Raw genomic sequence first — 25,567 nt, 5'->3', positions numbered from 1 at the left:
AGGCTGAGGGAGCGAGGGGCGGACGTGGCGGACGTGCCGGGACCGACCGTTCTCGCGTCGGACTACTTCCAGAGCTACTCGGTGGTCGGGCTGCTCGCCGTGGTCGGCGTGCTGTTCGTCGCCGTCGCCTTCGGGGCCGGCCGGCTGCTCAGGCCCGTGGTCCCGACGCCGGAGAAACTCCTCACGTACGAGTGCGGCGTGGACCCCGTGGGGGAGGGCTGGGCCCACACCCAGGTTCGCTATTACGTGTACGCGTTCCTGTACGTGATCTTCGCCGTCGACTCGATCTTCCTGTTCCCGTGGGCGACGGTGTTCGCGGCGCCCGGATACGGTGCGACGACGCTGGTGGAGATGTTCATCTTCCTCGGCTTCCTGGCCGTGGGACTGCTCTACGCATGGAAGAAGGGCGTCCTCGAATGGGCGTGACGAGCCGGCCGAACCCCGAACCCCCCGTTCCGCTGCCCGACCCGACGACGCTGCCGCAGTCGCAGAGGCTCGGCGTGCTGTCCCGGCTCGCGCCCGAACCGATGAAGGTGGTCCTCAACTGGGGCCGCCGCTACAGCCTCTGGGTCTTCAACTTCGGACTCGCCTGCTGCGCCATCGAGTTCATCGCCGCCTCCATGGCGCGCCACGACTTCATCCGGCTCGGCGTGATCCCGTTCGCGCCCGGGCCCCGGCAGGCCGACCTCATGATCGTGTCCGGCACGGTGACGGACAAGATGGCCCCGGCCGTGAAGCGCCTGTACGAGCAGATGCCCGAACCGAAGTACGTCATCTCCTTCGGTGCCTGCTCCAACTGCGGCGGCCCGTACTGGGACTCGTACTCCGTGACGAAGGGCGTCGACCAGATCATCCCTGTCGACGTGTACGTACCCGGCTGCCCGCCCCGGCCCGAGGCGCTGCTCCAGGGCATCCTCAAGCTCCAGGAGAAGATCGCCCGCGAGTCGCTCGCCGACCGGTACGCCACCGGGGACACGGTCCGCCCCTCGGCCGCCGCCCTGCGCAGCGGTCTCGTCGCCGCCCCGCGGACGCCGGGGGAGGAGCGGAAGTGACTGCCGCTGACACCTACGACCGGCTGCCGGACGCGGTCACCGACATCTTCGGCGCGGACGCCACCGCCACGTACGCGTACGACCTGCTGACCGTCGACGTCCCCGCCGCCGCCTGGACGGGCGCCCTCGAAACGGCCCGTGACGCACTGGGCTGCAGCTACTTCGACTGGCTGAGCGCGGTCGACGAAGGCACCGCCTTCCGCGTCTGCGCCCATGTCGCGGCGCTGGGCGACGGTACGGTCCGGCGCCTGCTCGTCCGTACGACGGTCCCGCACGAGACCCCCGGCCTGCCCAGCGCCGTCGGCGTGTACGCGGGCGCGGCCTGGCACGAGCGCGAGACGTACGAGATGTTCGGCATCGGCTTCGAGGGCCACCCGCACCTGGCCCCGCTGCTGCTGCCCGAGGGCTTCGAAGGCCACCCGCTGCGGAAGGACTTCGTCCTGGCGGCCCGGGTCGCCAAGGCCTGGCCGGGCGCGAAGGAGCCGGGCGAGTCAGAACACGGCGGGCCCAAGCGGCGCACGATGCTGCCGCCGGGTGTGCCCGACCCGAACGAGTGGGGTCCGCTCAAGGGGCAGCTCCCCCCTGCCCCGGCCCGCCCCGCCAGGGCGGCCCGCGCGGCGGGCGACCGGCCCGTACGCCGGGCCCGCAGCGTGACCGAGGGCTCGGCGGCCCAGCGGCCCGCAGCGCCGGACACGGCCACGGCGCCGGACGCTGCGGCGACACCGGAGGCCGCACCGGCGCGCCGTACCCGCAGTGCCTCCCAGGGATCGGCCTCCCGGACCACCGGCTCGACACCGTCGTCCGCACCGTCCGCACCGTCCGACGCCGCGCCGTCCGACGCCGGGGCACCGGCCGACGCCGGGTCCGCCGGCACCCCGCCCGCGGGTTCGCGGCAGCCTCGCGCCGTCCGCAGCACGGACGCACCCTGGCACCACGCCCGCCCCGCTTTCGAGGGCGACCCCGAGCCGGACCCCGGCACCCCGGGCGACACCGCCGCGCCCGGCCCGGACCCCGGGACCACCAACCAGCCGCGGCCAGGAGCCGCCGGGTCCGCCTCGCCGAGCGAGGAGCGGGCCGCCGAGCCCGGGGAACGGCAGGCAGACGCCGGGAGCGGGGCCGAGGCGGCACCCGCACCGCAGCCGCAGGACGACTCCGCCACCGATCCTGACGCCGCGCCCCGAACCGATCCTCCCGCCGGAGGCGATACCGCGTGAACGACGTACTCGACGTCGCCCTTCGGCTCCTCGTCGTCTTCGCCGTGTTCATGGTCGTCCCCCTGGTCGTGGGGCAGGCCGAGCACAAGGTGATGGCGCACATGCAGGGCCGCCTCGGCCCCATGTACGCGGGCGGGTTCCACGGCTGGGCCCAGCTCGTCGCGGACGGGGTGAAGTTCGCACAGAAGGAAGACATCGTCCCGGCCGGGGCGGACCGCCGCATCTTCCAGCTGGCCCCCGCCGTCGCACTCCTCCCGTACCTCCTCGTGATCGTCGCCATCCCGATCGGACCCGGCGAGGGCGCGGTCGGTCAGGTCGTCGACGCGGGCATCTTCTTCGTCCTCGCCGTCATGGGCGTCGGCGTGCTCGGCTCGCTGATGGCGGGCTGGGCCTCGGCCAACAAGTTCTCCCTGCTCGGAGGCCTCCGCACCGCCGCACAGCTGCTCGCCTACGAGCTGCCGATGCTGCTCGCCGCCGCCTCCGTGGCCATGGCGGCCGGCACCGTCTCGCTCCCCGGCATCCTCGACGCCTTCGAGTGGTGGTGGCTGCCCTGGCAGATCGTCGGCGCCCTCGTCTTCTTCGTGGCAGGGCTCGCCGAGCTCCAGCGCCCGCCCTTCGACATGCCCGTTGCCGACTCGGAGATCATCTTCGGCGCGTACACCGAGTACACGGGGCTCCGGTTCGCCCTGTTCCTGCTCGCCGAGTACGCCGGAATCGTCGTCCTGTGCGCGCTGACCACCGTCCTCTTCCTCGGCGGCTGGCACGGTCCGCTCGGCGCCGAAGGGCTCGGCTGGGTCTGGACACTGCTCAAGACGGCCGTCCTCGCCTTCGTCGTCATCTGGCTCCGCGTCACCTACCCCCGTCTGCGCGAGGACCAGCTGCAGAAGCTCGCCTGGACCACGCTCATCCCCCTCGCCCTCGCGCAGATCGCGCTCACCGGCATCGTGAAGGTGGCGATCAACTAGTGCCTCCGATCCCCGGCGCAGGCCTGGCCAAGGGTCTCGCCGTCACCCTGCGGACCATGACGAAGCGCACCGTCACCGCCCAGTACCCGGACGTCCAGCCCGAACTGCCGCCCAGGACCCGCGGCGTCATCGGGCTGTTCGAGGAGAACTGCACGGTCTGCATGCTCTGCGCCCGTGAGTGCCCCGACTGGTGCATCTACATCGACTCCCACAAGGAGACGGTGCCCGCGGCGGCCCCGGGCGGCCGCGAGCGCAGCCGCAACGTCCTGGACCGCTTCGCGATCGATTTCGCCCTCTGCATGTACTGCGGTATCTGCATCGAGGTGTGTCCTTTCGACGCGCTGTTCTGGTCCCCGGAGTTCGAGTACGCCGAGACCGACATCCACGAGCTCACCCACGAGCGCGACAAGCTCCGCGAATGGATGTGGACCGTGCCCGAACCGCCCGCGCTCGACCCGGGGGCCGAGGAACCGAAGGAGATCGCCGCCGCCCGCAAGACGGCGGAGAAGCACCGTGCGGCCCAGGACGCGGAAGAGGCAGCGCAGGCGGAACGCACCACGCAGCCGCAACAGCCGGCCGGAGCAGCCGAACCGGAAGAGGGGGGACAGGAGTGACCCTGGCAGCCGTTGCCGGCCACCCCGGCTTCCTCTCCCCGACCGGCGTCGAGATCGCCTTCCTCCTCGTCGGTGTCGCCACCCTCGGCGCAGCGCTCATCACCGTCACGACCAGGCAGCTGGTGCACGCCGCCCTCTGGCTCGTCGTGGCGCTCGGCGGTCTGGCCGTCGAGTACCTCCTGCTCACGGCCGAGTTCATCGCCTGGGTGCAGGTCCTGATCTACGTCGGCTCCGTCGTCGTACTCCTCCTCTTCGGGCTGATGCTCACCCGAGCGCCCATCGGCCGGTCCCCGGACGCCGACTCGGGCAACCGGTGGATCGCCCTCGGCGTGGCAGCAGCCTCGGCCGCCGCTCTCGTCTGGGTCGTCGTGGATGCCTTCCGTACGACCTGGATCGACCTGGACGGACCGGCCCAGGGCTCCACCAAGGCCTCCGGCGCGTTCCTCTTCCGGCACTGGGTGCTGCCCTTCGAGGCGCTCTCCGTCCTGCTGCTCGCCGCTCTCGTCGGCGCGATCGTCCTGTCCCGCAAGGACCGGGAGGACAAGAGCTGATGCACCTCGCCTATCCCGCCGTGCTCGCCGCCCTCCTCTTCTGCACCGGTCTGTACGGAGTCCTCGCCCGCCGCAACGCGATCCTCGTCCTGATGTCCGTCGAGCTGATGCTCAACGCCGTCAACCTCAACCTGGTCGCCTTCGACGTCTGGCTCCGCGACGCACTCCACTCCGGCCAGGCGCTGACCCTCTTCACCATCGCCATCGCCGCAGCCGAGATCGGCATCGGCCTGGCGATCGTCCTCGCCGTCCACCGCAACCGGGGCACCTCGGACATCGACCGCCTCCGCGACACCGCGGAGACCGACGAGGCCGAGACGCTTCCCGGTGACGAGGCCACCGACGACGCCCCCCACGGCACCGCAGACCAGGCCACTGCTCCGGCAGGGAAGGCAAAGAAGGCAGAGGCCACCGCGTGACCACCACGACCCTCGCCGTCCTCGTCCCCCTCCTCCCCTTCCTGGGCGCCGCCACCGGACTCCTCCTGGGCAGGACCGTCCCCGGCTTCGCCCGCCCCCTCGCCGTCCTGCCCACCCTCGCCGCGGCCGTCATCGCCGTCCTCGTCGCAGTGCGCCAGGGCGGTGGCCGGGCCATCGACGCCGCGACCCAGCTCACCCCCACCGGCTCGGTCCCCATCGACCTCGCCCTGCACCTCGACGGCTTCGCCGTCCTCGTCGCCGTTCTCGTCGGGCTCGTCGCCACCTGCGTGCAGATCTACTCGACGGCCTACCTGCGCGACGACACCCGCTACACCTCCTACGCGGCGCTCGTCTCCCTCTTCACCTCCGCGATGCTGCTCGTCGTCTACTCCGGCGACCTGATGGTGCTCCTGGTCGGCTGGGAGATCATGGGCATCTGCTCGTACTTCCTCGTCGGCCACTACTGGGAGACGCCCGAGGCCCGCGCCGCCTCCCTCAAGGCCTTCCTCGTCACCAAGCTCGGCGACGTCCCCTTCCTCATCGGACTGTTCGCCCTCGCCGCCGACACCGGCACGTTCCGCATCACCGGCATCCTGGCCGCCGTCACGAACGGCGGACTCGACCACCCCACCCTCATCGCCCTGCTGCTCCTCGCAGGCGTCGCGGGCAAGTCCGCGCAGTTCCCCCTGCACACCTGGCTGCCCGACGCGATGGCCGGCCCCACCCCCGTCTCCGCGCTCATCCACGCCGCGACGATGGTCGCCGCCGGCATCTACTTCGTGGCCAGGCTCCTCCCCGTCTTCGCCGCCTCCGGCGCCGCCCTCGTCGTCCTCGCCGTGATGGCGGCCGTCACGATGATCGGCTCCGGGCTCGCCGCCCTCGCCCAGGACGACATCAAACGCGTCCTCGCCTACTCGACCATCGGCCAGCTCGGCTACATGTCCGGCGCCCTGGCCGTCGGTGACCGCGGGGCCGCCGTCTTCCACCTCATCTCCCACGGTGCGTTCAAGGCCGTCCTCTTCCTGGCGGCCGGCGTGGTCATCCACGCCGCGGGGACCAACTCACTCGCCGCCATGTCACGCATGGGCGGCCTCACCCAGCGGATCCCCGACGCCTACTGGACGATGACCGTCGCCCTCCTGGCACTCGCCGCCATCCCCCCGTTCGCCGGCTTCTTCTCCAAGGAAGCCGTCCTCGTCGCCGCCGAGCACACCGCCCTCGGCGACCGCGACATCGCCCCGGCCGCCGCCGGCTGGACGGTCCTCGTCGCCGGGCTCCTCGCCGCGGTCCTCACCGCCGCCTACGCCACCCGCCTGTGGCTCCTCACGTTCCGCGGACGCGGCACCGAGGCCCCCGACCACGGCAGGCAGCCCGTCGCGATGACCTCCGTCCTCTGGGTCCTCGCCGTCCCCACGATCGCCTTCGGCCTCACCGCCGGCGTCATCACCGACTGGTTCGACGGACACGGCCTCACCCCGACCCTCACGACCGCCGTCCTGTCCACCGGCGTGGGTCTCGTCGGCGGACTCGTCACCTACGGGGCCTGGCGCCACACCACGGCCCACGCCGAGCGCCCCCCGGTCGGCGCGGTCGCCGCACACCCCGACGCCGAACCCGCCCTCGTCGAGGTCGAGGCGATGGCGTCACACACCGCCGCGTACGGCACCATCGCGGACGCCCCCGATCCGTCCGACCCCGGCCGGCTCCTCCTCGGCCCGCTCCACCGTCACGCGGTCACCGGCTTCCACCTCGACGCCCTGTACACGACGCTCTTCGTCCGCCCCGTCCTGGCCGCCGCCCGCCTCGTCCGCTTCCTGGACCGTGAGGTCGTCGACACGTACGTCCGCGGCTCGGCCGGCCTCACCCGCGGACTCGGCACCGCGGTCCGCCGCGCCCAGACCGGCAACGTGCAGACCTACCTCGGCGCGCTGCTCGCCGGAACCCTTGTCCTGGCGATCGCCGCCGTCGTCTTTGCCAACGTCAACGCCGGGGCGTGAGCCGTGATCGATATCAGCGCATCCGTGATGCAGTTCCTCCTGGCGTTCATCGTCGTCGCCCCGCTCCTCGGCGCGGTCGCCGCGCTCCTGCCCGCCCCGCCCGGGCTCAGGGGCAGGAACCCGGACCAGGCCGCGCTCCGCCACGGCGTGACCGTCACCGGCGCCGTGCTCGTCGCCGCACTCGTCCTGGCCGCCGGCTTCGACCACGACCACCCGTCGAGAATGCAGGCCACCACCGACATCAGCTGGATCCCGGCTCTCGACGTCCGGATCCACCTCGGCACCGACGGCATCTCGCTCCCCCTTCTCGTACTCACCGCGCTGCTGACCTTCCTCTGCGCGCTCCACAGCTACTTCAAGCCCCCCGCGGGCCCCTCCCCGAAGGCCTTCGTCGCACTCGTCCTCGTCCTGGAGTCCGGCACCCTCGCGACCTTCGCCGTCCTCGACCTGCTGCTGTTCTTCCTGGCCTTCGAGATGGTCCTCATCCCGATGTACTTCCTCATCGCCCGCTGGGGCGGTGACCGGAAGCAGCCCGCTGCCTGGAAATTCATCCTCTACACCCTGCTCGGCTCCGTGCTCATGCTGCTGGGACTGCTCCTCATCGGACTGAAGAGCGGCACCTTCGACATGGTGGCACTCGCCACTGACAACGGCCGTGGTCTCACCGCTTCCGTGCAGGTCATCGCCGTGCTCGCCATCGGGATCGGCCTTGCCGTGAAGACCCCGATGTGGCCTCTGCACAGCTGGCTCCCCGATGCCCACACCGCAGCCCCGACCGTCGGCTCCGTGCTCCTCGCCGGCGTCCTGCTGAAGATGGGCACGTACGGTTTCGTCCGCATTCTGCTCCCCGTCACCCCCGACGGGATGCAGGCCTTCGCGCCCTACCTCGCCGCGTTCGCCGTCGTCGGCATCCTCTACGGATCCCTGGCCTGTCTCGCCCTCGCCCGCCCCGGCGCCAGGGGCGACCTCAAGCGACTCATCGCCTACTCCTCCGTCGGCCACATGGGCTTCGTGCTCCTCGGCATCGCGACCATGACCCCCACCGGTGTCAACGGCGCGCTCTTCGCCAACATCGCCCACGGCCTCATCACCGGCCTGCTGTTCTTCCTGGTGGGCGCCGTCAAGGACCGCTACGGCACAGCGGACCTCGACACCCTCGCCGGGGCCACCGGCGCCGCGCTCTACGGCCGCACCCCAAGGCTCGGCGGGCTCCTCGCCTTCGCCGCGATCGCCTCGCTCGGACTCCCCGGCCTCGCGGGATTCTGGGGAGAGATGCTCACCCTGTTCGGCGCCTTCGACCCCGCCGAAGGCCTCAGCCGCCCCGCCTTCCTCACCTTCATGTCCGTCGGCGCGTTCGGCACCCTGCTCACCGCCGCCTACATGCTCATCGTCGTACGCCGCGTCTGCATGGGCGAGAAGCGCGAAGAACCGCGTCCGGTCGCCGACATCCAGACCTACGAATTCGCCGCCTGGACCCCCCTCGCAGCCCTCACCGTCCTCGCCGGGCTGTGGCCCGCCGTCCTCCTCGGCCTCACCGACCCGGCCGTGCAGAAGCTCCTCGCAGGAGGCAAGTCGTGACCGTGGCAGCCGACAGCGCAACCGGGGCGGCAAGCCTCGTCCAGTCCGTCGACTGGCTCGCGATCGCACCCCCCGTCACCGCTGCCACGGCGGCCCTGCTCGTCCTGGTCGCGGATCTCTTCGTCGGCGAACGGCGCAAGCCGCTCCTCGGCTACGGCGCCGTGGCCGGCCTCGTCGCCGCACTCGCCCTCCTCGTCCCACTGCGCGCCGGGGACCGCTCCACCTTCTGCCTCACCGGCCCCGCCCAGGCCTGCAGCTACACCGCCGACCACTTCGCCCTCGTCATCCAGGCCCTCGTGCTCGGCGGCGCGCTGCTCACCGTGCTGCTCTCCCTCGGTGACACCCGCAAGCTCCCCGCGGGCGAGTTCTGGTTCCTGCTGCTGTCCTCCGCGGCGGGAGCCGCGCTTCTGCCCGCGGCCCGCGACCTCGCCACCCTCGTCGTGGCCCTCGAAGTCGCCTCGCTCCCCGCCTTCGCCCTCGTCGGCATCAAGCGCGGCGACCGGCGGTCCTCCGAAGCGGCCCTGAAGTTCTTCCTCTCCTCCGTCGTCGCCACCGCCGTCATGCTCCTCGGCGTCAGCTTCGTGTACGCGGCCACCGGCACCCTGCACCTCACGGAGATCGCCGCACGCCTCGACGAGGTACCCGGCCAGTTCGACACCCTCGCCAGGGCCGGGGTCGCCCTCACCCTCGTCGGCTTCGCCTTCAAGACCGCCGCCGCCCCCTTCCACTTCTGGGTCCCCGACACCTACGTCGGGGCGCCGCTCCCCATCGCCGCCTACCTCTCGGTCGTCGGCAAGGCGGTCGGCTTCTCCGGCCTCATCCTCGTCACCGTGATCGGCTTCCCGTCGTACGCGGACGTCTGGGGGCCCGCGCTCGCCGTCCTCGCCGCCCTCACCATGACCGTCGGCAACGTCGCCGCACTCCGGCAGAACGCCACCCGCGCCCGCAGCGCCGTACGCCTCCTCGCATGGTCGTCCGTCGGCCAGGCCGGCTACCTCCTCGTCCCGATCGCCGCCGCCGCGTACTCAAGCGGCGAACAGATCGGCTCCACGGTCGCCTACGCCCTCATGTACGCCGTCGTGAACCTCGGCGCCTTCGCCGTGGCCGCCCTCGTCGCCCGCACCCACCCGGGCAACCGTCTCAGCGACTACCGAGGTCTCTACGCCACCCGCCCCCTGGCCGCACTCGCCCTGGGCTTCTTCCTGCTCTGCCTGGCCGGGCTGCCGCCCGGCATCATCGGCCTCTTCGCGAAGGTCACGGTCTTCTCCGCGGCCGTCGACGCCGGACTGGGCTGGCTCGCCGTCGTCATGGCCGTCAACGTGGTGATCGCGCTCTACTACTACCTCCGATGGACCGCGGCCCTCTTCCGCTTGCCGGAGGCGGCCGACAGTGCGCAGGCCCCCACGCCGTCGAGGCATCGCACTCCCGCGCCGCTCACCACCGCCATCGCGCTCACCGCGGTGACCGGTGTCGCACTCTCCGGCGCGCCCCAGGTCGTCCTCCGCTTCGCGGCCGTCAACCTGTTCTGACCCCCGCAGGACCGGCTTGCTCCCCGAGGTCCGCATAGGGCATGGTCTTGGCTGCACGCGTCACCTGAAAAGACCAAAGAGGAGCCAGAGCGGTGCTGAACGGGTTCAAAGACTTCATCCTGCGCGGAAACGTCATCTCCATGGCCATCGGCCTCGCAGTGGGAGCCGCCTTCACCGCCGTCGTCACCGGCTTCAGCAACGCGTTCATCGTGCCTCTGATCGCCCTCTTCACCCGCGGAACCGGTGACTTCAGCAAGGCCACCTTCACCGTCGACGGTGCGATCTTCCCCTACGGCCTGTTCATCAGCGCCGCCATCGCCTTCGTCATCACCGCCGCCGTCCTCTACTTCCTGGTCGTCGTCCCCATGGCCAACGTCCAGAACCGCTTCGCGACCAAGGAAGAGGAAGAGAAGGCCGACATCAAGGCCGCCCTGCGCGACTGCCCCCACTGCTTCATCGAGATTCCCGCCGTCGCCACCCGCTGCGGCCACTGCACCAGCGACGTCGAGCCGGACGCCGAAGCCCGGGCGCTGGCAGGCCTTCCCGCACAGCGCTGACGCGTCGACGCGGCACGGCGTCGACGCGGCACGGCGCCGACGCACGGGCGCGGCCCAGGCGCGGCCACCCGTACGGCCCAGGGGTGGATCCGGTGGGATCCGCCCCTACCACCTTCGCCCCCGGCCTCCCCGCACAAGGGAACTAGCTCCCCCCGCCTCGCGTTGACCAGTACGGGAGGCTCCACTGGGGGAGTGGAGCACCACCCGAGCAAGGGTTCCCCTGCTGCAGCACTTGGAGGGCGTACCGTGCACCGCCGGCACAACGGGCTGAAGACCGCCGTACTCCTCGGGGGCCTGTCCGCACTCATCATCGTCATCGGCAGCTTCTTCGGACGCACCGGCCTCGTCGTGGCCCTCCTCGTCGCGCTCGCCACCAACGCCTACGCGTACTGGAACAGTGACAAGCTCGCCCTGCGCGCCATGAGGGCCCGCCCCGTCAGCGAATTCGAGGCGCCACAGCTCTACCGCATCGTCCGAGAGCTCTCGACCGCGGCCCGTCAGCCCATGCCCCGGCTCTACATCTCCCCGACGCAGGCGCCCAACGCCTTCGCCACCGGCCGCAACCCGCGCAACGCCGCCGTGTGCTGCACCGAAGGCATCCTCCAGATCCTCGACGAACGCGAACTGCGCGGAGTCCTGGGCCACGAGCTCAGCCACGTCTACAACCGCGACATCCTCATCTCCTCCGTCGCGGGAGCCCTCGCCTCCGTCGTCCTGTTCCTGGTCAACTTCGCCTGGCTGATCCCCGTGGGCCGGTCCGACGACGACGAGGGGCCCGGCATCGTCGGCATGCTCCTGATCATGATCCTCGGCCCGCTCGCCGCCTCCGTCATCCAGCTCGCCGTCAGCCGCTCCCGTGAGTACGAGGCCGACGCGGCCGGGGCACAGCTCACCGGCGATCCGCTCGCCCTCGCAGGCGCCCTGCGCAAGCTCGACGCCGGCACCAGACAGCTTCCCCTGCCGCCCGAACCGAGGATCGAGACCGCGAGCCACATGATGATCGCGAACCCGTTCCGCCCCGGCCGCGGCATGTCCAAGATGTTCTCCACCCACCCGCCCATGTCGGAACGCATCGCCCGACTCGAGCAGATGGCAGGCTATCGACCGTGAAGACAATCCTGAACGTCATATGGCTGCTCCTGTGCGGCTTCTGGATGTTCCTCGGCTACATCGCCGCGGGACTCCTCCTGTGCATCACGATCATCGGCATCCCCTTCGGCCTGGCCGCGTTCCGTATCGGGGTGTACGCCCTCTGGCCGTTCGGCTACACCGTCGTCGACCGCCGCGACGCCGGAGGCCCCTCGTTCATCGGGAACATCCTCTGGCTGATCCTGGCCGGCTGGTGGCTCGCACTGGGCCACATCTTCACCGGCATCGCCCTGTGCGTCACGATCATCGGAATCCCGCTGGGCATAGCGAACTTCAAGCTGATCCCCGTCTCCCTGATGCCCTTCGGCAAGGAGATCGTCCGCACCGACCAGCCGTTCGCGACGCGCTAGTCCACAAGCGCCCCGGGCAACCGGACCCACCCCCACGAGCGTCCTGGCTTGCAGGATCACGAGACGGGTAGGTTCGCGAACATGAGCATCATCAGCTGGATCATCCTCGGGCTGCTGGCCGGGGCCGTAGCCAAGTTCCTCCTGCCCGGCCGCGACCCCGGCGGCATCATCGGTACGACCCTCATAGGCATCGTGGGTGCCTTCCTCGGAGGATGGCTGTCGTCCCGCTTCCTCGACCGCCCGATCAGCACCGACTTCTACGACACGGCAACGTGGATCGCGGCCATCGGCGGCTCCCTCGTCCTGCTGATCGCCTACCGGCTGCTCTTCGGTAACTCCCGCGACCGCCGCTGACCTGCGCCGCGTCGCCCCCGCCCGGGTCCGTCGCGCCCGAGCCCGTCTCGCGCCACGTCGGATCGAGCCGGCCGGGCCCGCATTCCTGACGCGGGCCCGGCCGTTGCCTCGAACACCTTCGTGCTCCCGTGGAACGCGTAGCGTGACGGGCCGCCGGACACGAACAGGTCGCCGCAGACCCACTCCACATCGTTGCAGGGCCGCCCCCGGTCCCGCGTGTTCCCGAAGCCGAACACGCACGTGTGACCGAGGCTCAGTGACACCACGGGCGCACCCGACCGCCCCTCCTTGTCCTGGCGCATCCCCGTGCGCGCCGCACCGTCACAGAAGTTGACCAGTGCGGCATCCGGCGGGTAGGCGGCTCCCACCCCGGAGTCCCCGTTACGCCGGAACCCCGCTCACCGTCACCGGCCCCTCCAGGGCGCCCTCCAGCCCCAGCAGCCGCTCCTTGCGCTCCACACCGCCCGCGTAGCCCCGCAGCGCCCCGTCGGCCCCGATCACCCGGTGGCACGGCCGTACGACCAGCAGCGGATTGCGCCCGATCGCCGTCCCCACGGCCCGCACCCCGGCTCCCGCGGAACCCACCTGCGCGGCGATCTGCCCGTACGAGACCGTCCGTCCGTAAGGAATGGCGTCCAGCGCCCTCCAGACCCGCCGCTGGAAGTCCGTGCCCACGCCGTCCGCGTACTCGATGCCGAAGCGGGTCAGCCGCCCCTCGAAATACGCCGCCAACTGCCCTGCGACCCCCTTGAAGAGGTCAGGAGCGTGCCGCCAGCCGTCCTGCACGACCGCGCCGCCCTTCTGCCCGGGCACTGACAAGGAGGCCAGTGCCACCCCCTCCGACCCGCCCGTTCCGGCCCGCTCCTCACCGGCCAGCAGCAGCTCGCCCAGCGGGCTGCCGACCCTCGCGTACACCGTCGTCATCCTCGTCACACTCCCTGTCCGGCGCCCCGCGGAACCGGGGCCCGACCCTCCCCGTACGCACGGTCCGCGACCTCCGCCGCGCCGCGACCGGCGTTTCCGGACCTCGCATACACGGACGGGGCGGGGTGTACCGGCCGGCACACCCCGCCCCGCCCGAGAACCGCCGCACACGGCGGCGAACCGTCTACCGGTAGTTGGCGAACTGCACCGCGAAGTCCAGGTCCTTGCCCTTGATCAGCGCCTGCACGGCCTGCAGGTCGTCCCGGCTCTTCGAGCTGACCCGCAGCTCGTCGCCCTGGACCAGAGCCTTGACACCCTTCGGGCCCTCATCGCGGATGATCTTCGCCACCTTCTTGGCGTTCTCCTGCGAGATGCCCTCCTCGATCGTGGCGAAGATCTTGTACTCCTTGCCGGACAGCTGCGGTTCGCCCGCGTCCAGCGACTTCAGGGAGATCCCGCGCTTGATCAGCTTGGACTGGAAGATGTCGAGGATCGCCTTGACCCGCTCCTCGCCGTTCGCCTCCATCAGGATCTTCTCGCCGGACCACGAGATCGAGGCGCCGGTGCCCTTGAAGTCGTAGCGCTGGGAGATCTCCTTGGCGGCCTGGTTGAGGGCGTTGTCGACCTCCTGCCGCTCGACCTTCGAGACGATGTCGAAACTGGAGTCGGCCATGACGTGTGGCTCCTTGCGTCGTATGCGTTGGGGTACGCCGCAAAGCCTAGCCACCCCCGCCCGCGTCGAGCACTGATCAATCAGGTGGCGTAACACCCCCGGACATCGGGTATCGTTTACGTCGTCGCCAAGGAGCACCGAAATGGGGCTTCGACGCGTCGTTCGAGGCGGTGTGCCCGAGTGGCCAAAGGGAGCAGACTGTAAATCTGCCGGCTCAGCCTACCCAGGTTCGAACCCTGGCGCCGCCACAGGACGGGAAACCCCGTCCGACCTGCTTAAACCACAGGTCGGGCGGGGTTTCTGCGTGTGTGCAAGTGGGACCGCGGACGGCGCCGCTCGGCCCCCGAATCCCACGTTGTCTCACCCGAATCCCACCCCTGATCAGGGTGTGTCCCCCAGCCGTCCCCCGGGGGACAGGCTCACTCCGGCTCGTTCCACTCCCGCAGTGCCGCGTCGATCCGGTCGTTGGCCCGCTGCTGGGTCTGTGCGAGCACCTTCGCGTAGACGCGGAAGAGGACGGCGATGGTGTGGCCGGCCCGCCGCGCGCACTCCATGGGGTCCACTCCGGAGCTGAGCCAGAAGGAAACTCCGGCGTGACGTAGGTCATATGGGCGGCGGGCGAGGAGCGACGCGTGCTCGCCCTCGGTCAGTACCTCCTTCCGAGCCCGTGCCCAGACCTCGCCGTACCCGGTCTCCTGGAGCAGGCCGCCGCGGCTCGTCCGGAACAGCCGACCGTCCGGGGCGACGCCGTACGTCGCGATGTGCTGACGCAGCAGGCGCACGAAGTGCGGCGGGATCGGCACGGGCCGGGAGTCCTTGACCGCCCGTGCCTTCAGGTGCCGCATCTCGTGGGCCTCGCCGTCGTCGGTCCAGTTACGACCGGCCCGTACGGCCCCTTCGCGCAGCGTCAGCGCGCCCCACCCTGTCTCCGGGAGTTGGCACTGCGAGTCCCGGAGGGCGGTCGCTTCCGCCGGCCGCATGGCGGCGTAGTACAGGCACCCGAAGAACGCTTCGAGGTGCTTGCCGCGGGGCCCCTGCTCGCGGACGCCCTGGAGAAGCGAGCGCGCCTGGCGCGGGTTCGCGACGCTCTGTGGATCGACTTCCTCGGCTGACTTCGGCGCGACCCACTTCACGGTCGTCAGCGGGTTCACCGGCATGGTGAAGTACCGCTCTTCGACGGCCAGGCCCAGGACGTCGCTGAGGCACGCGCGCTTTCGGCGGGCGGTACAAGGTGCCGCGGGCTTTCCGTCGATCTTCAGCCCCAAGGCGTCCAGCGCCAGCCGTACGGTGGCCGCGTCTTCGAGCGCGGACACCGGCAGGGAGTTCTTCTCCAGCCACCGCAGAGCCTGCGCGACGTCCTCCGGCTGCTCCTCGTTCCAGCGGTTGCGGTTGTACGCCCATCCGTACAGCGCTCGCCGAAGCAGTGCCGCGTCCGGCTTTCCGGCGGACGACTTCACGAGCGCCGGGGTGATGGTGGCCAGAGCGTCCGCGTAGTTCTTGCGGGACTTGGCCGGCGCTGCCGCCCACTTGCGGTCAATGTATGCGCGGGTGTGCGTGTACCAGGTGATCGAGCCTTGGAGGGCGCGCAGCTCGGAGGTCGGCAGGCCCTTCTCTTCGTCGAACTGCTCGCCGCGCCGGACGGCGGCCATCAGCTCCGAGCGCCGGCCGTCGGCCTGGGCCTTGAGTTGGTAGCTCTTGGAGTGCTTGCGCTGTCCGACCACCCACCGCAGCCGGTAGGGCTTGGGCCGGTCCCGCCGCACCTCGATCGAGTAGAGGCGCACGTCGTACGTGAGGGGCATGGTTCTCCTGGAACAGGCCGAGGGCCCGCCGGTCCGGCGGGCCCTCGGGTTTCTGGCGGGGGAGCGGGCGGTCAGGCGGCGGCTTCGAGGTCGCGCCACCATGCGTCGAGGTCGGCACGGCGCACGCGGAGCTGGCCGTTGGGGAGCTTGATGAGCTTGGGCGCCTTGCCGCGGGCACGCATGCGGTAGAACGCGGCGCGGCTCATGGCGAGTTCGGCGAGGACCTCGGGGAGCTTGAGCATCTGCGGGCTGGCCATGGTGCGACTCCTCTTTGAGCGCGTGGTCTCTTGGCTCTGGAGATCCGCCACGTCCGCCACGCCGCCACATCGCAGGTCAGAGCCCTGCGTTTGTGGCGGATAGCGGTTCGGTGGCGGATAGGTGCCGCCACACCCGCGGTGTGGCGGCACCTGGTGGCGCTGGGGTTCAGCCCGCGACCGGGAAGAGCGGTGTGGCGGCTTCCGCAGACGTGTGGCGGATGGCCTTGGCGCTATCCGCCACGGATTCACCGCCGCTGACCTGCGGTGTGGCGGATGTGGCGGACGTGGCGGATTCCTCAGGGGAGGGAGGGCAGTACCGCGTCCAGGCGTCCGTGAGGTCTTCCGCGTAGTAACCCTTGGGGAAGCCGGACGGGGTACGGATGCCGCGCGGCTTGATGGGCTTGTTGGCGGGGGTGACGTACTGGGCGAGCAGCCGGGCCAGGGTGCGGGAGTTGATCGGCTTGTCGTCCAGGTCTCCCCAAGGGGCGTCGTCCATGGCCAGCAGGCCTTCGAGGACGACGGCGGTGGGCACGCGGTCGGCGCCGCAGAACACTCGGTCGCGGAGGTCGGTCAGCAGCCGTACTCCGAGGGAGGCTTCGTCGTTGTCGTGTGCGGCGCTGATCAGCTCCAGGCACGCGGTACGGGCCCGGGCGGGCCAGTCGCCCCCGGCGGCGTCGGCGACGGCGAGGAGGGGCTCCCAGACGTCGGCCGGCCGGTCGGTGACTCCGTCGGGCATCTCGGGCCAGGCGTCGGCGACTTGGTCGCGGACGGTGTCGGCCCACGCCGCGAGCTGGTCACGCAGCTCGTGTCCCTGCTTCTCGTGGATGCGTTGCCGGTAGGGCTCCACCCGCTCGTTCGGGGCGCGCTTGCGCATGCGGACGATGACCGAGCGGGTCAGCACCGTGTCGGGCAGGGAGCCGAGCCCGGCCATGGCGACCGCGCAGTACGAGCCGAAGACCTGCGCGTTCTGGTTGGAGCCCTCCCCCACGCACCGCAGGGCACCGCCGATGCGCCGGTATCCGGCGTTCAGGAAGCCGCGCAGTGCCTCGTCTGCCCCGGCTTTCGGGCCGAAGATGGTGTCCACCTCGTCGAAGAGCACGGTGGGCAGACCGGCGGCGGAGTCGACGAGCCTGTACAGGGCGTTCGCGGATGCCGAGACCGTACTCACCGGCCGGGGGGTGAGGAGCTCTACGATCTCCAGGGCCCGGGACTTCCCGCTGCCCGGTTCCGGGGAGAGGAACGCGATCCGGGGTGTGGTCTCGAAGCACTCCACCAGGTGCGCGTGAGCGTCCCACAGGGTGACGGCGACGTAGGCGGCCTCGGTGGGGAAGACGTTGAACCTGCGGTGGAAGCTCTCCACGTCGTTGAGCACGGTGGCGCCGTCGAGGGGCGGTGCGGGTGGTGTCGCGTTCATACGGCGGCGCCTTTCTGGTGGGTGCGGAGCGGGCAGAGGTCGCGGTGGCGGGTGTGGTCTTCGACCAGGGCGAGGGCTTTGTGACGACCGGCGGCGAACCGGTTACGGCCGCACGCGCAGACGCTCGTCGCGGTCGGGACCGCGCCGCGGGGCGCGCTGATGGCCAGCCAGGCGATGGCGTAGCGGCCGTCTCCCATCTGCTGGTCAGGGCGAACAGCAGATGGGACGCCTTCGGCGACGCCCTTCGCCGCACCACCCCCGGTGACGGCCAGGGCCGGTTCGGTGAGGTAGGGGCCGGTGGGGGTGGAGGGCAGGCATTTCAGAGGGGGATTCGGCCGGGAGCTCACGTCCTCTCCCTCGGCCGGCAGGTGCGCAGGGACCAGTTCAGAACGCTGCGCAGAGTCGAGCGGCACTGGGAAGCCGGGAGTCCGGCTGCCTCACCCGCCCTCTGAAATGCCTCCTCCACCTCGTCCCGCGCCAGGTCGCCCCAACCAACGAAGCGAGCCACCTTCCGGGCGCTCTCGAAGAGCTGCGCCTCACGGCCGCCCTCAGCCGTGCCTGCCACGAGGGCGGTCTCCCGCTCCAGCGCAGTCTCAGCAGCCCGATTGCCCCTCCTCGGCACAGACAGCCGCAGGGGCCCGGTGGGCCGCTCCACGGGCCTGAGGAGGTCCAGCAGCCATCCCGGCAACGAGGCCACCGGGGCGTGGTCGATCACCTCGTATGCACGACCCTTGACGGTGCTGCCGGGGGCGACGACGTACCCGCCCCACGCCCTGGTGTCGATCGAGGGGGCAAGGAACCCGGCGGTGTTGCCGAACCGGATGCCATCCGGGGCGGTGAAGTACAGGTGCTGTCCACCGCTCGCGGTCCGCACCCGGTAGGTGGCTGGCACGGCCTGTCCGGCGCGCTCGCAGAGCGCCTCAAAGGTCGTCACGCCGCCAGGCGTGCCCGTGATGCTCTTCTGCTTGGGCATGTCGAGGTCGACGACGACCAGCCCGGAGCGGCCGGTGGCGATGCCGATGTTGAACGGCCGGTCGGCCCAGGCCCGGTGGATGCGGTCCGGGTCGGTGGTGGCCCGGTCCTCCCACTTGCGGTGACCACTGGCGCAGTCCCCGACCAGGGGGCAGACGGACTCACCGTGGAGCGCGGGCCGCTTGTCGGCGGGCCGGAGCGGGAAGACGTGCCAGCCCTGCTCGGCGGCTCGTAAGGCTGCGGACAGCAGCGCGGACGGGGCGTGATGGGTCATGCTGGATGTCTCCACTTCTCGTGAGTGAGTTGCTGGACGAGGGCGGCCCCGGACTTTGGCGAGACGGGGGCCGCCCTCGGCGTTCAGCGGTGGTTGATGGTTCCGTTGGCCTTGCCGAACATCCCGGACGCGGTGATGTTCTGCGTGATGTGCGTCGCGCCCCGCCCGGCGCCGGCCGCGCTGCGGCCGAACCGGAGCAGGGCGGGGACGCCGATGGCTGCGGCGGCGATGAGGGCGACGGCGGCCCAGAGGGCTTCACTCATGGCGATCAGTCCCGGGGCTGCGTAGGAGAGTCCGATCCCGGCGGCAGCGACGCCGCCGCCGATCGTCGGGGCGAGCAGGGCGGTGGTCTTGGCCCATGTCGGGATCGGCTGCGCGACCGGGACCGGCGGCGCGGGCGGCGCCTGGGTCGGGGTGTAGGCGAGGGTGCGGATGCCGCCGGGGAGGGTGACCATCTGCACTCCCGGGGGGATCTCGGTCGGCAGCATCGCGGGGTGTGCGATGGGTTGCTGGGGGGTGAGGGTGGTGATCTCGTACGCGGTCTCATGCACGACGGGGCTCCTTCAGCAGCGCGGGCGACAGCCCTCGTTGGGGAGGGGTGTCGCCCGCGCTGGCTTGTCGTGTCGCTTGTCGTCCGGCTTGTCGTGTGCCTTGTCGCTTGTCTTGTCTTGTCGCTTGTCGCCTTGCAGGTCACAAGCCGTTTCCGGCCCCCACAAACCCGTGTGGGTGCCTTCTCGGGTGGGGTGGGTGACAGGCGACAAGCGAGGGGCGGGCTCAGGTGTAGCGGCGGTGGACGTAGCGGGTTTTCGTGCCCTCGCCGACGCGGACCGCTTCGCCTTCCTCGGCCCACTCCTTGAGCCAGCCGACGACCGTCTGCCGCGACGTGCCGTGCTCGTCGGCGAGCGCGCGGGCGATCGCGGAAGCACCGGTGCCCTCGGGGCCGGCGTCCATGAGGATCCGGAGCGCGGCTTGGCGGGCGGCGTTGTTCTCCGGTCGCAGCGCGGACAGGTTCAGCCCCGACGCGGCCGGACGCTCCGAGTCCTTACGGGGTTCGGGGGCGGTGCCGAATTGCTGGTCGATCTGCTCCATGAACGCCCGTACCGCCGCGTCCTCGTCGGTCGCCGGTGCGGGCTGGTCGCGGAGGGCGGACAGGTTCAACCCACCCCCGCTGTTGGCCGCGGACTGTGCGGCCGGGCCCGCGGTTCCGGGGGTGAGGGTGTGGTCGCGCATCCACGCGGTGCGCTCCGGGTTCCACCGGTCCGCGTAGGCGCCCCCGGCCGCCTTGGTCGACGGCTTGTCGAGGACGGGGTGCAGGGTGGTGGTGGCGGTGACGATGTCGCGGATCTGGTTGGGCAGGATCCGCCACGACTTGAACAGCCCGACTTCGGACTCCGGGGTGCCCATGAACCCGGACCCCTTGTAGGGGGCCTGCTCGGGCTTGAGGCCACGGGAGCCGGGGAACTGCTTGCCCAGGTCCATGCCCTCCTTCTCACCACCGGTCAGCGCGACGCGCACCTTGGCCTCGCGGCGGATCATCAGGTTCCCCACCACACTGCTCGTCGCACCGAGCGCGGTCAGAACCGTACGGATGCCCATGGCGCGGGCGATCCGGATGACTTCCAGGATCAGGGCGGCGAGCTTCTTCAGCTCCCGGTCGTTGCTGGAAAGGATCTCCGCACCCTCGTCCACGACCAGCATGATCTGCGGGATCTGCGCACTGATCGGGAGCAGGTCCGTGTTCGCCTGGGCCATGAGGTCCTGGTAGGCGGTCTTGCGGTGCTTCGCAATCCTCACCGCCGCGTTCAACATCACCAGCGCCTCCTGGTGGGAGGCGGCCAGCCAGTCGATACCCGGCTGGACCCCGTCCACGGGGTGGCCGTGGGTGTCGAAGGCGGGGCGGGCCCAGGGCAGGCCTGCCGATCCGGCGTTCAGGTCGATGACCCAGGTCAGCACGTCCTCGGCACGGGCGAACCCGGCCAGGATCGTGTGGACCATGTTCGTCTTCCCCGACCCCGTCGGCCCGACCACGAGGGCGCACTGCTCGCGCAGGTACGCCTTGATCTCGTCCGCGTTGGTCCGCAGCCCCCAGGGGATGCCGGTGTGGATGGACAGGCGGCTGTAGTCGGAGGGGTAGAAGACTTCCTGTTCCAGCACGTTCTTGGTGGTGACGTCGATCAGGACCCGGCCTTGGTCGATGCCGGGTCCGGCGGTGGCGGTGCAGCCGTGCGGGAGGCGGGCATCGGCGCTGAGCTTGGCCGACTCCTGCGCGATCCGCCCGTACGTCGTCCCGCCGGCCGGGAGTTCGGCATCGATGGTGAACCCGGTGCCGGTCGGCCACATCTCCACCGCGAGGACCCGCAGGGTGATGCCGCAGACCCGCTGAACCCGGTCCACCCATTCCGCGGCGATCGCCCGGCGCCCGGCGGACAGTTCCGCGGCTACCTGGCGTTCGGCGGCGGCCAGGGCTTCCAGCTCCCGGGCTTCCTCGTGGAGGAGGGTGGAGTGGGCGGTGGTCCCGATGCCGACGCCGATCACGGCAAGGGAGCCGAGCGCCGCCCAGGTCAGGGGCCCGGTGGTCATGGCCCACGTGGTCCATCCCGCACCGACCAGCCACGAGGCGGACCGCATGCTGATCGTGCGGGCGGACAGGCGGTCGCGCAGGCTGCTGACGGTGTGGCCGATCGCACCGGCCGCACCGACCGCGACGATCCAGGCGGGGGGCATGCCGGTGGCGGCGCCGGTGGTGGCGAGGGCGAAGGCTCCGGTGGTGGCGGACAGGGCGCCGGTCACGGGTCCGTGACCAGCAGCCCAGTCCCACACCGGACCACCGGACTGCTTGTTGGTGGTGGTGTTGGTGGTCATGTCAGACGTTCCAGCCCTTCTCGGCCTCGGGCCCGTTGCGGGGGTCCTCGTGGCGGGCGATGTCGTGGTCGTGGACCTGGCGGAAGAGGTCCCCCAGGTCGGCGGACGCGTCCACGGCCCGCATCAGGGCGCCGTAGATCTCGTCGAACGCCCCGGCGATGTCCTTCTCCAGCGGGAACTCCGAGTCGGACCGCTCGGCGAGGATCCGGAACGTGTTCGCCACGGAGGTGAGGGCGTGGGGGAGGTTCTCGACCATGGAGAGGATCTCCATGCTGTTCTCGGGCTCGTAGGTGCGGGCCGCGTTCTCCATCTCGGCGGCGGCCTCTTCGAACTTGAAACCGGACATGCTGACAACCTCCAACGGAGTGCTGTACGGGGCGGGGAGCAGGTGGAACGGGCACTGAACGGTGTCGCCGATCTCCGGACCATCAGCCGCGGCGGCGTCGTCGAGGGCTTTCTCCTCGGCCGCGAGACGCTCGCGTATGGCGGCGTCGCGGGCGGCTTTACGCTCCTCGGCCGAGCGCATCAGGTGCCGGTAGAGGCGGCGGCCGGGCTGCTGCAACCAAGCCCACCCGAGCCGCTTACCGAGCGGTGTGCTCAGCATCCCGAGCACACCCAGCGGGGCCGCCAGCAACGTGGCCATCAGACGACGGCCCTGCTTCCGGAGAGCCGACCTGCGCAGCGCGGCGCGGGCGGCCCTGCGGACACCGGCCTTACGGATCCGGTCCCGGCTCGACTCCAACCGGCCCGCAGCCCGCGCATCCCGCGCCGTACGGCCCCGGAGGATCGCGGCGTCACGAGCAGAACGAGCCTTGTTGAGCGTGTCCCTGCTGGCCCGGCCGAGCAGTCCCGACGGCCGGGTCTTGCCGGACCCGCCCGAGGCGGCGGACCTGCCGCCCGTGCCGGTGGTGCTGGGTGTTGTGCTGGCGCGGGCGGCGCGGCGGGCATCCGCCACCGAACGCCGCGCCTGAGCGGTGTTGGTCCGGGCCGCATGGCGGGTCGGCGACTGGGTGCGGGCCGTGTCGCGCAGGGCACTGACCTGCGGGGCATGCCTGCCCAGAGCTCCACGGCCCGCCGACTTCCCGGCCGCTCCTCGGCCGGTCCCCGTAGAGGCACCGGTGCCGTGCCGGCCGCCGGTCGAACCTGCCTTGCGGAGACTGGCCTTGGTGCCGCCCTGGGATCGCGACGGGGCCCCGGTGGAGCGCGAGGCCGTGGTGCGGCCCTGCGAGGGAACGCCCCGGCCGGTACGGGTGGCGGACGCCTTCCGTACGGCCCGGGACGCGGTCCCACCCGCCGTACGGCGGGCCTTGCTGCGGCGGCGTGCCGCACTGGCGACGCCGACAACGGCGGCCCCGGTCGCGGCGAGCGCCGCACCGACCGGCCCCCCGACCAGCGCGGACGCGGCGACCAGGCCGATCGTGGAGTTCGCCCCGGTCACCGCGAGCGGAACCACCGGCCACCCGCCGGCCGTGTGCTCCACGGTCGTGGTCGCAGCCGGGGCGGGGTCGGGTGCCGGTGTGGTGGGAGGGGGTGTTTCGGGCGGGGTGGCAGCGGGGGCTGCTACCGGTTCAGTGCTGACATCGGTCATGCTGAGCGCACTCCCTTTGTGGAGGAGAGCGGTGGCCCGGACCCGGCCTCCAAGCAAGAGTCCGGGCCACCGCGCAGCGAGATGGTGCGAGGTCAGAGCGTGTTCAGTTCGAGCGAGAAGAACGTGACGCAGGCCCGCCCGAGCTCCGGGTAGCGCTTGGCGAACTCGGCCCGGATCACCTCGAAGGTGTCCTGCCGACTCCAGCCCGGCTCCGGGGTGATGCAGCTGGACCAGTCGCCCATGGCGAACCCACCACCCGGCAGGGGCCTCTGAGCGGAGATGACGAAGTGGTACTCGGCCATACCGGCACTCCAAATCGAAGAGAAAAGGGGACGGGAGGGGGCCTGCTGTAGGTCAGGCGGCGCACTGTTCCTCGGGAAAGGCGCAGGTCACGCACATGCCGAGCGAGGCCGGGATGCGATACCCCGCGTCCCTGCGGCACTTCGGGCAGACCTGCCGGGCCGCGTTCGCCTTGGCGAGCGCCGCCCACCTGGCCGGTGTCATCGGCCGGACCGGCTTGGCCCGGTCAATGCGGTAGAGGTAGGCGACCAGCGGGCCCCGCCGCTTACGCGGGCGCTCAAGCACCGCGGCGACGTCCTGCCCGCCCGGCCGCAGCCCTTGGGCTCGGAGTTGTCGGAGGGTTGCGTAACCGGGCGGTGCGAGGCGCCACCGGTAGACCGGCACGGCGCTCACCGGTGCGCGCCCTCAAGCGCCCGGGGCGTCGAGTGGTCACGCAATTCCTGGTAGCGGGCGGAGACCCAGCCGATCGACCATCCGGTCAGCTCGGCCGCAGCCCGCACCGGCAGCCCCGCGACGAACGCCGCCTTCACGGTCTCGCGGGCCTGGCCCTCGGGCTGCTTCTCGGTAGCGGGGCCGGCCGACAGGAGCGCGGCGCGTTCACGCTCGGCCCGCTCGTGGCGCTCAGCCTGTTCACGGCGTTCACGCTCCTCGCGCTCCCGACGCTCCGCAGCACGGCGTTGGGCGGCCTCTCGTTCGAGGCGTTCACGCTCCACCTGCTGCTGTTCACGCTCGCGTTCACGGCGTTCACGAAGCTCCCGCTCAGCACGCTCCCGAGCCTCTGCTCGCTCGCGCTCCTCACGCCGCACCGCCTCCTCCCGCGCCGTCTGTTCACGGGCCAGCATCACCTCGTGCTCACGCTGCTCACGCATCAACTGGGCGGCGTGCTCGCGGTCCTCACGCTCCCGCCGCTCGGCCGCCTCACGGCGCTGGACGGCGGCCTGCTCGCGCTCGGCCTGCTCGGCCTTCTGCCGGGCTTCCTGCGCGGTCAGGGCAGCGGTGATGGCCTGCCGGTAGGCGAGCCCGGTCTCCGCAGTGACGATGAGCAGGAGCGGGGCGACCGCATGCACGGCCACCCCGACCAGCTCTTTCTGCAACGCGGAGTCGGCCACGTTCAACGCGAGGGTCATGCACCCCGTCATCCACCGCAGGGCGACCGGCCACCGGCCCCCATGCCCACCAAGGCGGGCCAGAACGGCATCGAGGCGTACGACGATGACGACTGCGGCGTCCACGACCAGGGGGAGGATCGGGGCGGTCCACTTCCATCCCTCGGGTGTGTGCCGCTCCATCAGCGGCGTCACCGTCAGGATGGAGAAGAGCATCGCGCCGCCCACGATCAGCCACGTCCCGACAGACAGCGCCTTCTCCGCTGAACGGATCTGAACACTGTTCATCCCGCACCCCCCGCCACCGGCAGAACCGGCGCCACCGAGCACAGGAACGCATCCGTCGCCGCGTCGAAAATGAACGCGATCGTGGCCCAGTCATCCGACGCGGTCGGCGGCCGTGAAGACGGGCGCCACGAGGCGGGGTCGGCGCCGTGCGTAGCCGCGCACACCTTGGCCGCGTGAACGCTGCGGTGAATGCTGTGCGGCTGCCCGTAGCGCACCAGCAGCACAACCTCCCCCGGCGCCTGGGCGGCATCCAGCTCGGCCCGCAGGGCGGTGACAACGTCGGCGTACGCGGACCGGGCCTCTTCTGCCTGGACTGTGCGGGCGGTCAGCTCGGCGACCGTACGGAAGTAGGTGGAGAACACGGCATCCGCCTTCTCCTGTACCTCGAAGGCACGGTCACGGGCCTGCTTCGCCTCGGCGACCATACGGGCCAGCCGGGCCTTGGTGACGATGCGAATCATGCGGCCACCGCCGAACCCGCAACCGCGGACGCCTTGGCCGGGCGGCGGACCGCACGGCGCGGGCGCCGTCCGCTCGTCTGCGTCTTCAGGGGCAGCGTCCGCAGCAGGGACGCGGCGTAGGCCGCGGTCTCCGGGTCGCTCTCCCGCAGGTCCGCCAGGACCTCGTGGGCGACGTCCAGCCGCGCGGCCCGCTCCATCGCGGACTCCGTGGCCGAACCAGTGAACAGCTCCAGGTCGATCCCCAGAGCCAGCTCAATGAACTCGGTCGCGGTAACAGGCTCGCGACCAGCAACGATGTTCTTCATGGGTCGTTTTTCTCC

At 71.1% G+C, this 25,567-nt stretch carries 30 protein-coding genes and 1 tRNA gene; 15 read left to right on the top strand and 16 right to left on the bottom strand.

The genetic code is table 11. The features are described from left to right. Positions 1 to 24 precede the first annotated feature (24 nt). The 14 genes from AB0F38_RS11255 (at position 25) to AB0F38_RS11190 (ending at position 12,329) form a co-directional block, all read left to right on the top strand. The gene (locus AB0F38_RS11255) at positions 25 to 426 is read left to right on the top strand and encodes an NADH-quinone oxidoreductase subunit A (RefSeq protein WP_033297557.1); all 402 of its coding nucleotides are present in this window, start codon (positions 25 to 27) and stop codon (positions 424 to 426) included. Beyond that, entirely contained in the window at positions 417 to 1,052 is a 636-nt protein-coding gene (locus AB0F38_RS11250; RefSeq protein ID WP_361890126.1) for an NADH-quinone oxidoreductase subunit B family protein, read from the top strand. The genes AB0F38_RS11255 and AB0F38_RS11250 overlap by 10 nt, the downstream gene beginning before the upstream one ends. Then, on the top strand, positions 1,049 to 2,266 hold the full coding sequence (locus AB0F38_RS11245; protein WP_361890123.1) for an NADH-quinone oxidoreductase subunit C: 1,218 nt from the start codon (positions 1,049 to 1,051) through the stop codon (positions 2,264 to 2,266). Before AB0F38_RS11250 ends, AB0F38_RS11245 begins: the two co-directional genes overlap by 4 nt. Then, the gene (locus tag AB0F38_RS11240; RefSeq protein WP_361890120.1) at positions 2,263 to 3,231 is read left to right on the top strand and encodes a complex I subunit 1 family protein; all 969 of its coding nucleotides are present in this window, start codon (positions 2,263 to 2,265) and stop codon (positions 3,229 to 3,231) included. Before AB0F38_RS11245 ends, AB0F38_RS11240 begins: the two co-directional genes overlap by 4 nt. Continuing rightward, positions 3,231 to 3,845: an NADH-quinone oxidoreductase subunit I gene (locus tag AB0F38_RS11235; RefSeq protein WP_361890118.1), complete on the top strand. Its 615-nt coding sequence runs from the start codon at positions 3,231 to 3,233 to the stop codon at positions 3,843 to 3,845. The genes AB0F38_RS11240 and AB0F38_RS11235 overlap by 1 nt, the downstream gene beginning before the upstream one ends. Beyond that, positions 3,842 to 4,396, top strand: a complete 555-nt coding sequence (locus AB0F38_RS11230; RefSeq protein WP_361890115.1) for an NADH-quinone oxidoreductase subunit J — start codon at positions 3,842 to 3,844, stop codon at positions 4,394 to 4,396. The genes AB0F38_RS11235 and AB0F38_RS11230 overlap by 4 nt, the downstream gene beginning before the upstream one ends. Then, entirely contained in the window at positions 4,396 to 4,815 is a 420-nt protein-coding gene (nuoK, locus tag AB0F38_RS11225; protein WP_361890113.1) for an NADH-quinone oxidoreductase subunit NuoK, read from the top strand. The genes AB0F38_RS11230 and nuoK overlap by 1 nt, the downstream gene beginning before the upstream one ends. Continuing rightward, positions 4,812 to 6,812, top strand: a complete 2,001-nt coding sequence (locus tag AB0F38_RS11220) for an NADH-quinone oxidoreductase subunit L (RefSeq protein WP_361890110.1) — start codon at positions 4,812 to 4,814, stop codon at positions 6,810 to 6,812. The genes nuoK and AB0F38_RS11220 overlap by 4 nt, the downstream gene beginning before the upstream one ends. 27 nt (positions 6,813 to 6,839) lie before the next feature. Further along, positions 6,840 to 8,390, top strand: a complete 1,551-nt coding sequence (locus AB0F38_RS11215; RefSeq protein WP_361890679.1) for an NADH-quinone oxidoreductase subunit M — start codon at positions 6,840 to 6,842, stop codon at positions 8,388 to 8,390. Continuing rightward, positions 8,387 to 9,919: an NADH-quinone oxidoreductase subunit N gene (locus tag AB0F38_RS11210; RefSeq protein WP_361890107.1), complete on the top strand. Its 1,533-nt coding sequence runs from the start codon at positions 8,387 to 8,389 to the stop codon at positions 9,917 to 9,919. Before AB0F38_RS11215 ends, AB0F38_RS11210 begins: the two co-directional genes overlap by 4 nt. Before the next feature lie 92 nt (positions 9,920 to 10,011). Then, complete coding sequence (gene mscL, locus AB0F38_RS11205) at positions 10,012 to 10,476, top strand: large conductance mechanosensitive channel protein MscL (RefSeq protein WP_361890104.1); 465 nt, start codon at positions 10,012 to 10,014, stop codon at positions 10,474 to 10,476. A gap of 246 nt (positions 10,477 to 10,722) precedes the next feature. After that, positions 10,723 to 11,586: a zinc metalloprotease HtpX gene (gene htpX / locus AB0F38_RS11200; RefSeq protein ID WP_361890101.1), complete on the top strand. Its 864-nt coding sequence runs from the start codon at positions 10,723 to 10,725 to the stop codon at positions 11,584 to 11,586. Continuing rightward, positions 11,583 to 11,975, top strand: a complete 393-nt coding sequence (locus AB0F38_RS11195; protein ID WP_361890098.1) for a YccF domain-containing protein — start codon at positions 11,583 to 11,585, stop codon at positions 11,973 to 11,975. The genes htpX and AB0F38_RS11195 overlap by 4 nt, the downstream gene beginning before the upstream one ends. 81 nt (positions 11,976 to 12,056) lie before the next feature. Then, positions 12,057 to 12,329 carry a GlsB/YeaQ/YmgE family stress response membrane protein gene (locus AB0F38_RS11190; RefSeq protein WP_361890095.1) on the top strand — a complete coding sequence of 91 codons (273 nt, stop codon included), beginning with the start codon at positions 12,057 to 12,059 and terminating at the stop codon, positions 12,327 to 12,329. Here AB0F38_RS11190 and AB0F38_RS11185 read toward each other — a convergent pair. The 3 genes from AB0F38_RS11185 to AB0F38_RS11175 all read right to left on the bottom strand — a co-directional run bounded on the left by AB0F38_RS11185 (position 12,290) and on the right by AB0F38_RS11175 (position 13,926). Beyond that, a complete protein-coding gene (locus tag AB0F38_RS11185) occupies positions 12,290 to 12,631 on the bottom strand; it encodes an alpha-ketoglutarate-dependent dioxygenase AlkB (protein WP_361890676.1) in 342 nt (113 codons plus the stop codon). The two genes, AB0F38_RS11190 and AB0F38_RS11185, sit on opposite strands and share 40 nt — an antisense overlap. 79 nt (positions 12,632 to 12,710) lie before the next feature. Beyond that, the gene (locus AB0F38_RS11180) at positions 12,711 to 13,253 is read right to left on the bottom strand and encodes a methylated-DNA--[protein]-cysteine S-methyltransferase (RefSeq protein ID WP_361890093.1); all 543 of its coding nucleotides are present in this window, start codon (positions 13,251 to 13,253) and stop codon (positions 12,711 to 12,713) included. A gap of 184 nt (positions 13,254 to 13,437) precedes the next feature. After that, positions 13,438 to 13,926: a YajQ family cyclic di-GMP-binding protein gene (locus tag AB0F38_RS11175; RefSeq protein WP_329040019.1), complete on the bottom strand. Its 489-nt coding sequence runs from the start codon at positions 13,924 to 13,926 to the stop codon at positions 13,438 to 13,440. Between the two features lie 166 nt (positions 13,927 to 14,092). Here AB0F38_RS11175 and AB0F38_RS11170 point away from each other — a divergent pair. After that, a tRNA-Tyr gene (locus tag AB0F38_RS11170) sits at positions 14,093 to 14,174 on the top strand. A 171-nt stretch (positions 14,175 to 14,345) separates the two neighbouring features. On the opposite strand, the gene AB0F38_RS11165 is transcribed toward AB0F38_RS11170, so the two are convergent. From AB0F38_RS11165 to AB0F38_RS11105, 13 genes are all read right to left on the bottom strand, one after another. Then, positions 14,346 to 15,725 carry a site-specific integrase gene (locus tag AB0F38_RS11165; RefSeq protein ID WP_361890091.1) on the bottom strand — a complete coding sequence of 460 codons (1,380 nt, stop codon included), beginning with the start codon at positions 15,723 to 15,725 and terminating at the stop codon, positions 14,346 to 14,348. A 71-nt stretch (positions 15,726 to 15,796) separates the two neighbouring features. Further along, positions 15,797 to 15,982, bottom strand: a complete 186-nt coding sequence (locus AB0F38_RS11160; RefSeq protein ID WP_030635885.1) for a helix-turn-helix domain-containing protein — start codon at positions 15,980 to 15,982, stop codon at positions 15,797 to 15,799. A 166-nt stretch (positions 15,983 to 16,148) separates the two neighbouring features. After that, on the bottom strand, positions 16,149 to 17,396 hold the full coding sequence (locus AB0F38_RS11155; protein WP_361890088.1) for a DUF3631 domain-containing protein: 1,248 nt from the start codon (positions 17,394 to 17,396) through the stop codon (positions 16,149 to 16,151). Beyond that, the gene (locus AB0F38_RS11150; RefSeq protein WP_361890085.1) at positions 17,393 to 17,743 is read right to left on the bottom strand and encodes a hypothetical protein; all 351 of its coding nucleotides are present in this window, start codon (positions 17,741 to 17,743) and stop codon (positions 17,393 to 17,395) included. Before AB0F38_RS11150 ends, AB0F38_RS11155 begins: the two co-directional genes overlap by 4 nt. Then, positions 17,740 to 18,642, bottom strand: a complete 903-nt coding sequence (locus tag AB0F38_RS11145; RefSeq protein WP_361890082.1) for a bifunctional DNA primase/polymerase — start codon at positions 18,640 to 18,642, stop codon at positions 17,740 to 17,742. The genes AB0F38_RS11150 and AB0F38_RS11145 overlap by 4 nt, the downstream gene beginning before the upstream one ends. Positions 18,643 to 18,725: 83 nt before the next feature. Continuing rightward, positions 18,726 to 19,193: a hypothetical protein gene (locus AB0F38_RS11140; RefSeq protein WP_361890079.1), complete on the bottom strand. Its 468-nt coding sequence runs from the start codon at positions 19,191 to 19,193 to the stop codon at positions 18,726 to 18,728. Positions 19,194 to 19,416: 223 nt separating this feature from the next. Next, positions 19,417 to 21,504 (bottom strand): hypothetical protein, encoded by a 2,088-nt coding sequence (locus tag AB0F38_RS11135; RefSeq protein WP_361890077.1) that lies wholly within the window; start codon positions 21,502 to 21,504, stop codon positions 19,417 to 19,419. Position 21,505: 1 nt separating this feature from the next. Then, a complete protein-coding gene (locus AB0F38_RS11130) occupies positions 21,506 to 23,092 on the bottom strand; it encodes a hypothetical protein (RefSeq protein WP_361890074.1) in 1,587 nt (528 codons plus the stop codon). 92 nt (positions 23,093 to 23,184) lie between these two features. Then, a complete protein-coding gene (locus AB0F38_RS11125) occupies positions 23,185 to 23,394 on the bottom strand; it encodes a hypothetical protein (RefSeq protein ID WP_319655059.1) in 210 nt (69 codons plus the stop codon). 52 nt (positions 23,395 to 23,446) lie between these two features. Next, positions 23,447 to 23,785, bottom strand: a complete 339-nt coding sequence (locus tag AB0F38_RS11120; protein ID WP_361890071.1) for an RRQRL motif-containing zinc-binding protein — start codon at positions 23,783 to 23,785, stop codon at positions 23,447 to 23,449. After that, positions 23,782 to 24,786 (bottom strand): DUF2637 domain-containing protein, encoded by a 1,005-nt coding sequence (locus AB0F38_RS11115; RefSeq protein WP_361890068.1) that lies wholly within the window; start codon positions 24,784 to 24,786, stop codon positions 23,782 to 23,784. The genes AB0F38_RS11120 and AB0F38_RS11115 overlap by 4 nt, the downstream gene beginning before the upstream one ends. Continuing rightward, a complete protein-coding gene (locus tag AB0F38_RS11110) occupies positions 24,783 to 25,247 on the bottom strand; it encodes a hypothetical protein (RefSeq protein WP_361890066.1) in 465 nt (154 codons plus the stop codon). The genes AB0F38_RS11115 and AB0F38_RS11110 overlap by 4 nt, the downstream gene beginning before the upstream one ends. Continuing rightward, positions 25,244 to 25,552 (bottom strand): hypothetical protein, encoded by a 309-nt coding sequence (locus AB0F38_RS11105; RefSeq protein WP_361890063.1) that lies wholly within the window; start codon positions 25,550 to 25,552, stop codon positions 25,244 to 25,246. Before AB0F38_RS11105 ends, AB0F38_RS11110 begins: the two co-directional genes overlap by 4 nt. Between the last annotated feature and the right edge of the window lie 15 nt (positions 25,553 to 25,567).

Source organism: Streptomyces sp. NPDC025273 (assembly GCF_040638585.1).
Lineage (GTDB): Bacteria > Actinomycetota > Actinomycetes > Streptomycetales > Streptomycetaceae > Streptomyces > Streptomyces cinereorectus.
This window is presented reverse-complemented; position numbering and strand designations above follow the sequence as displayed.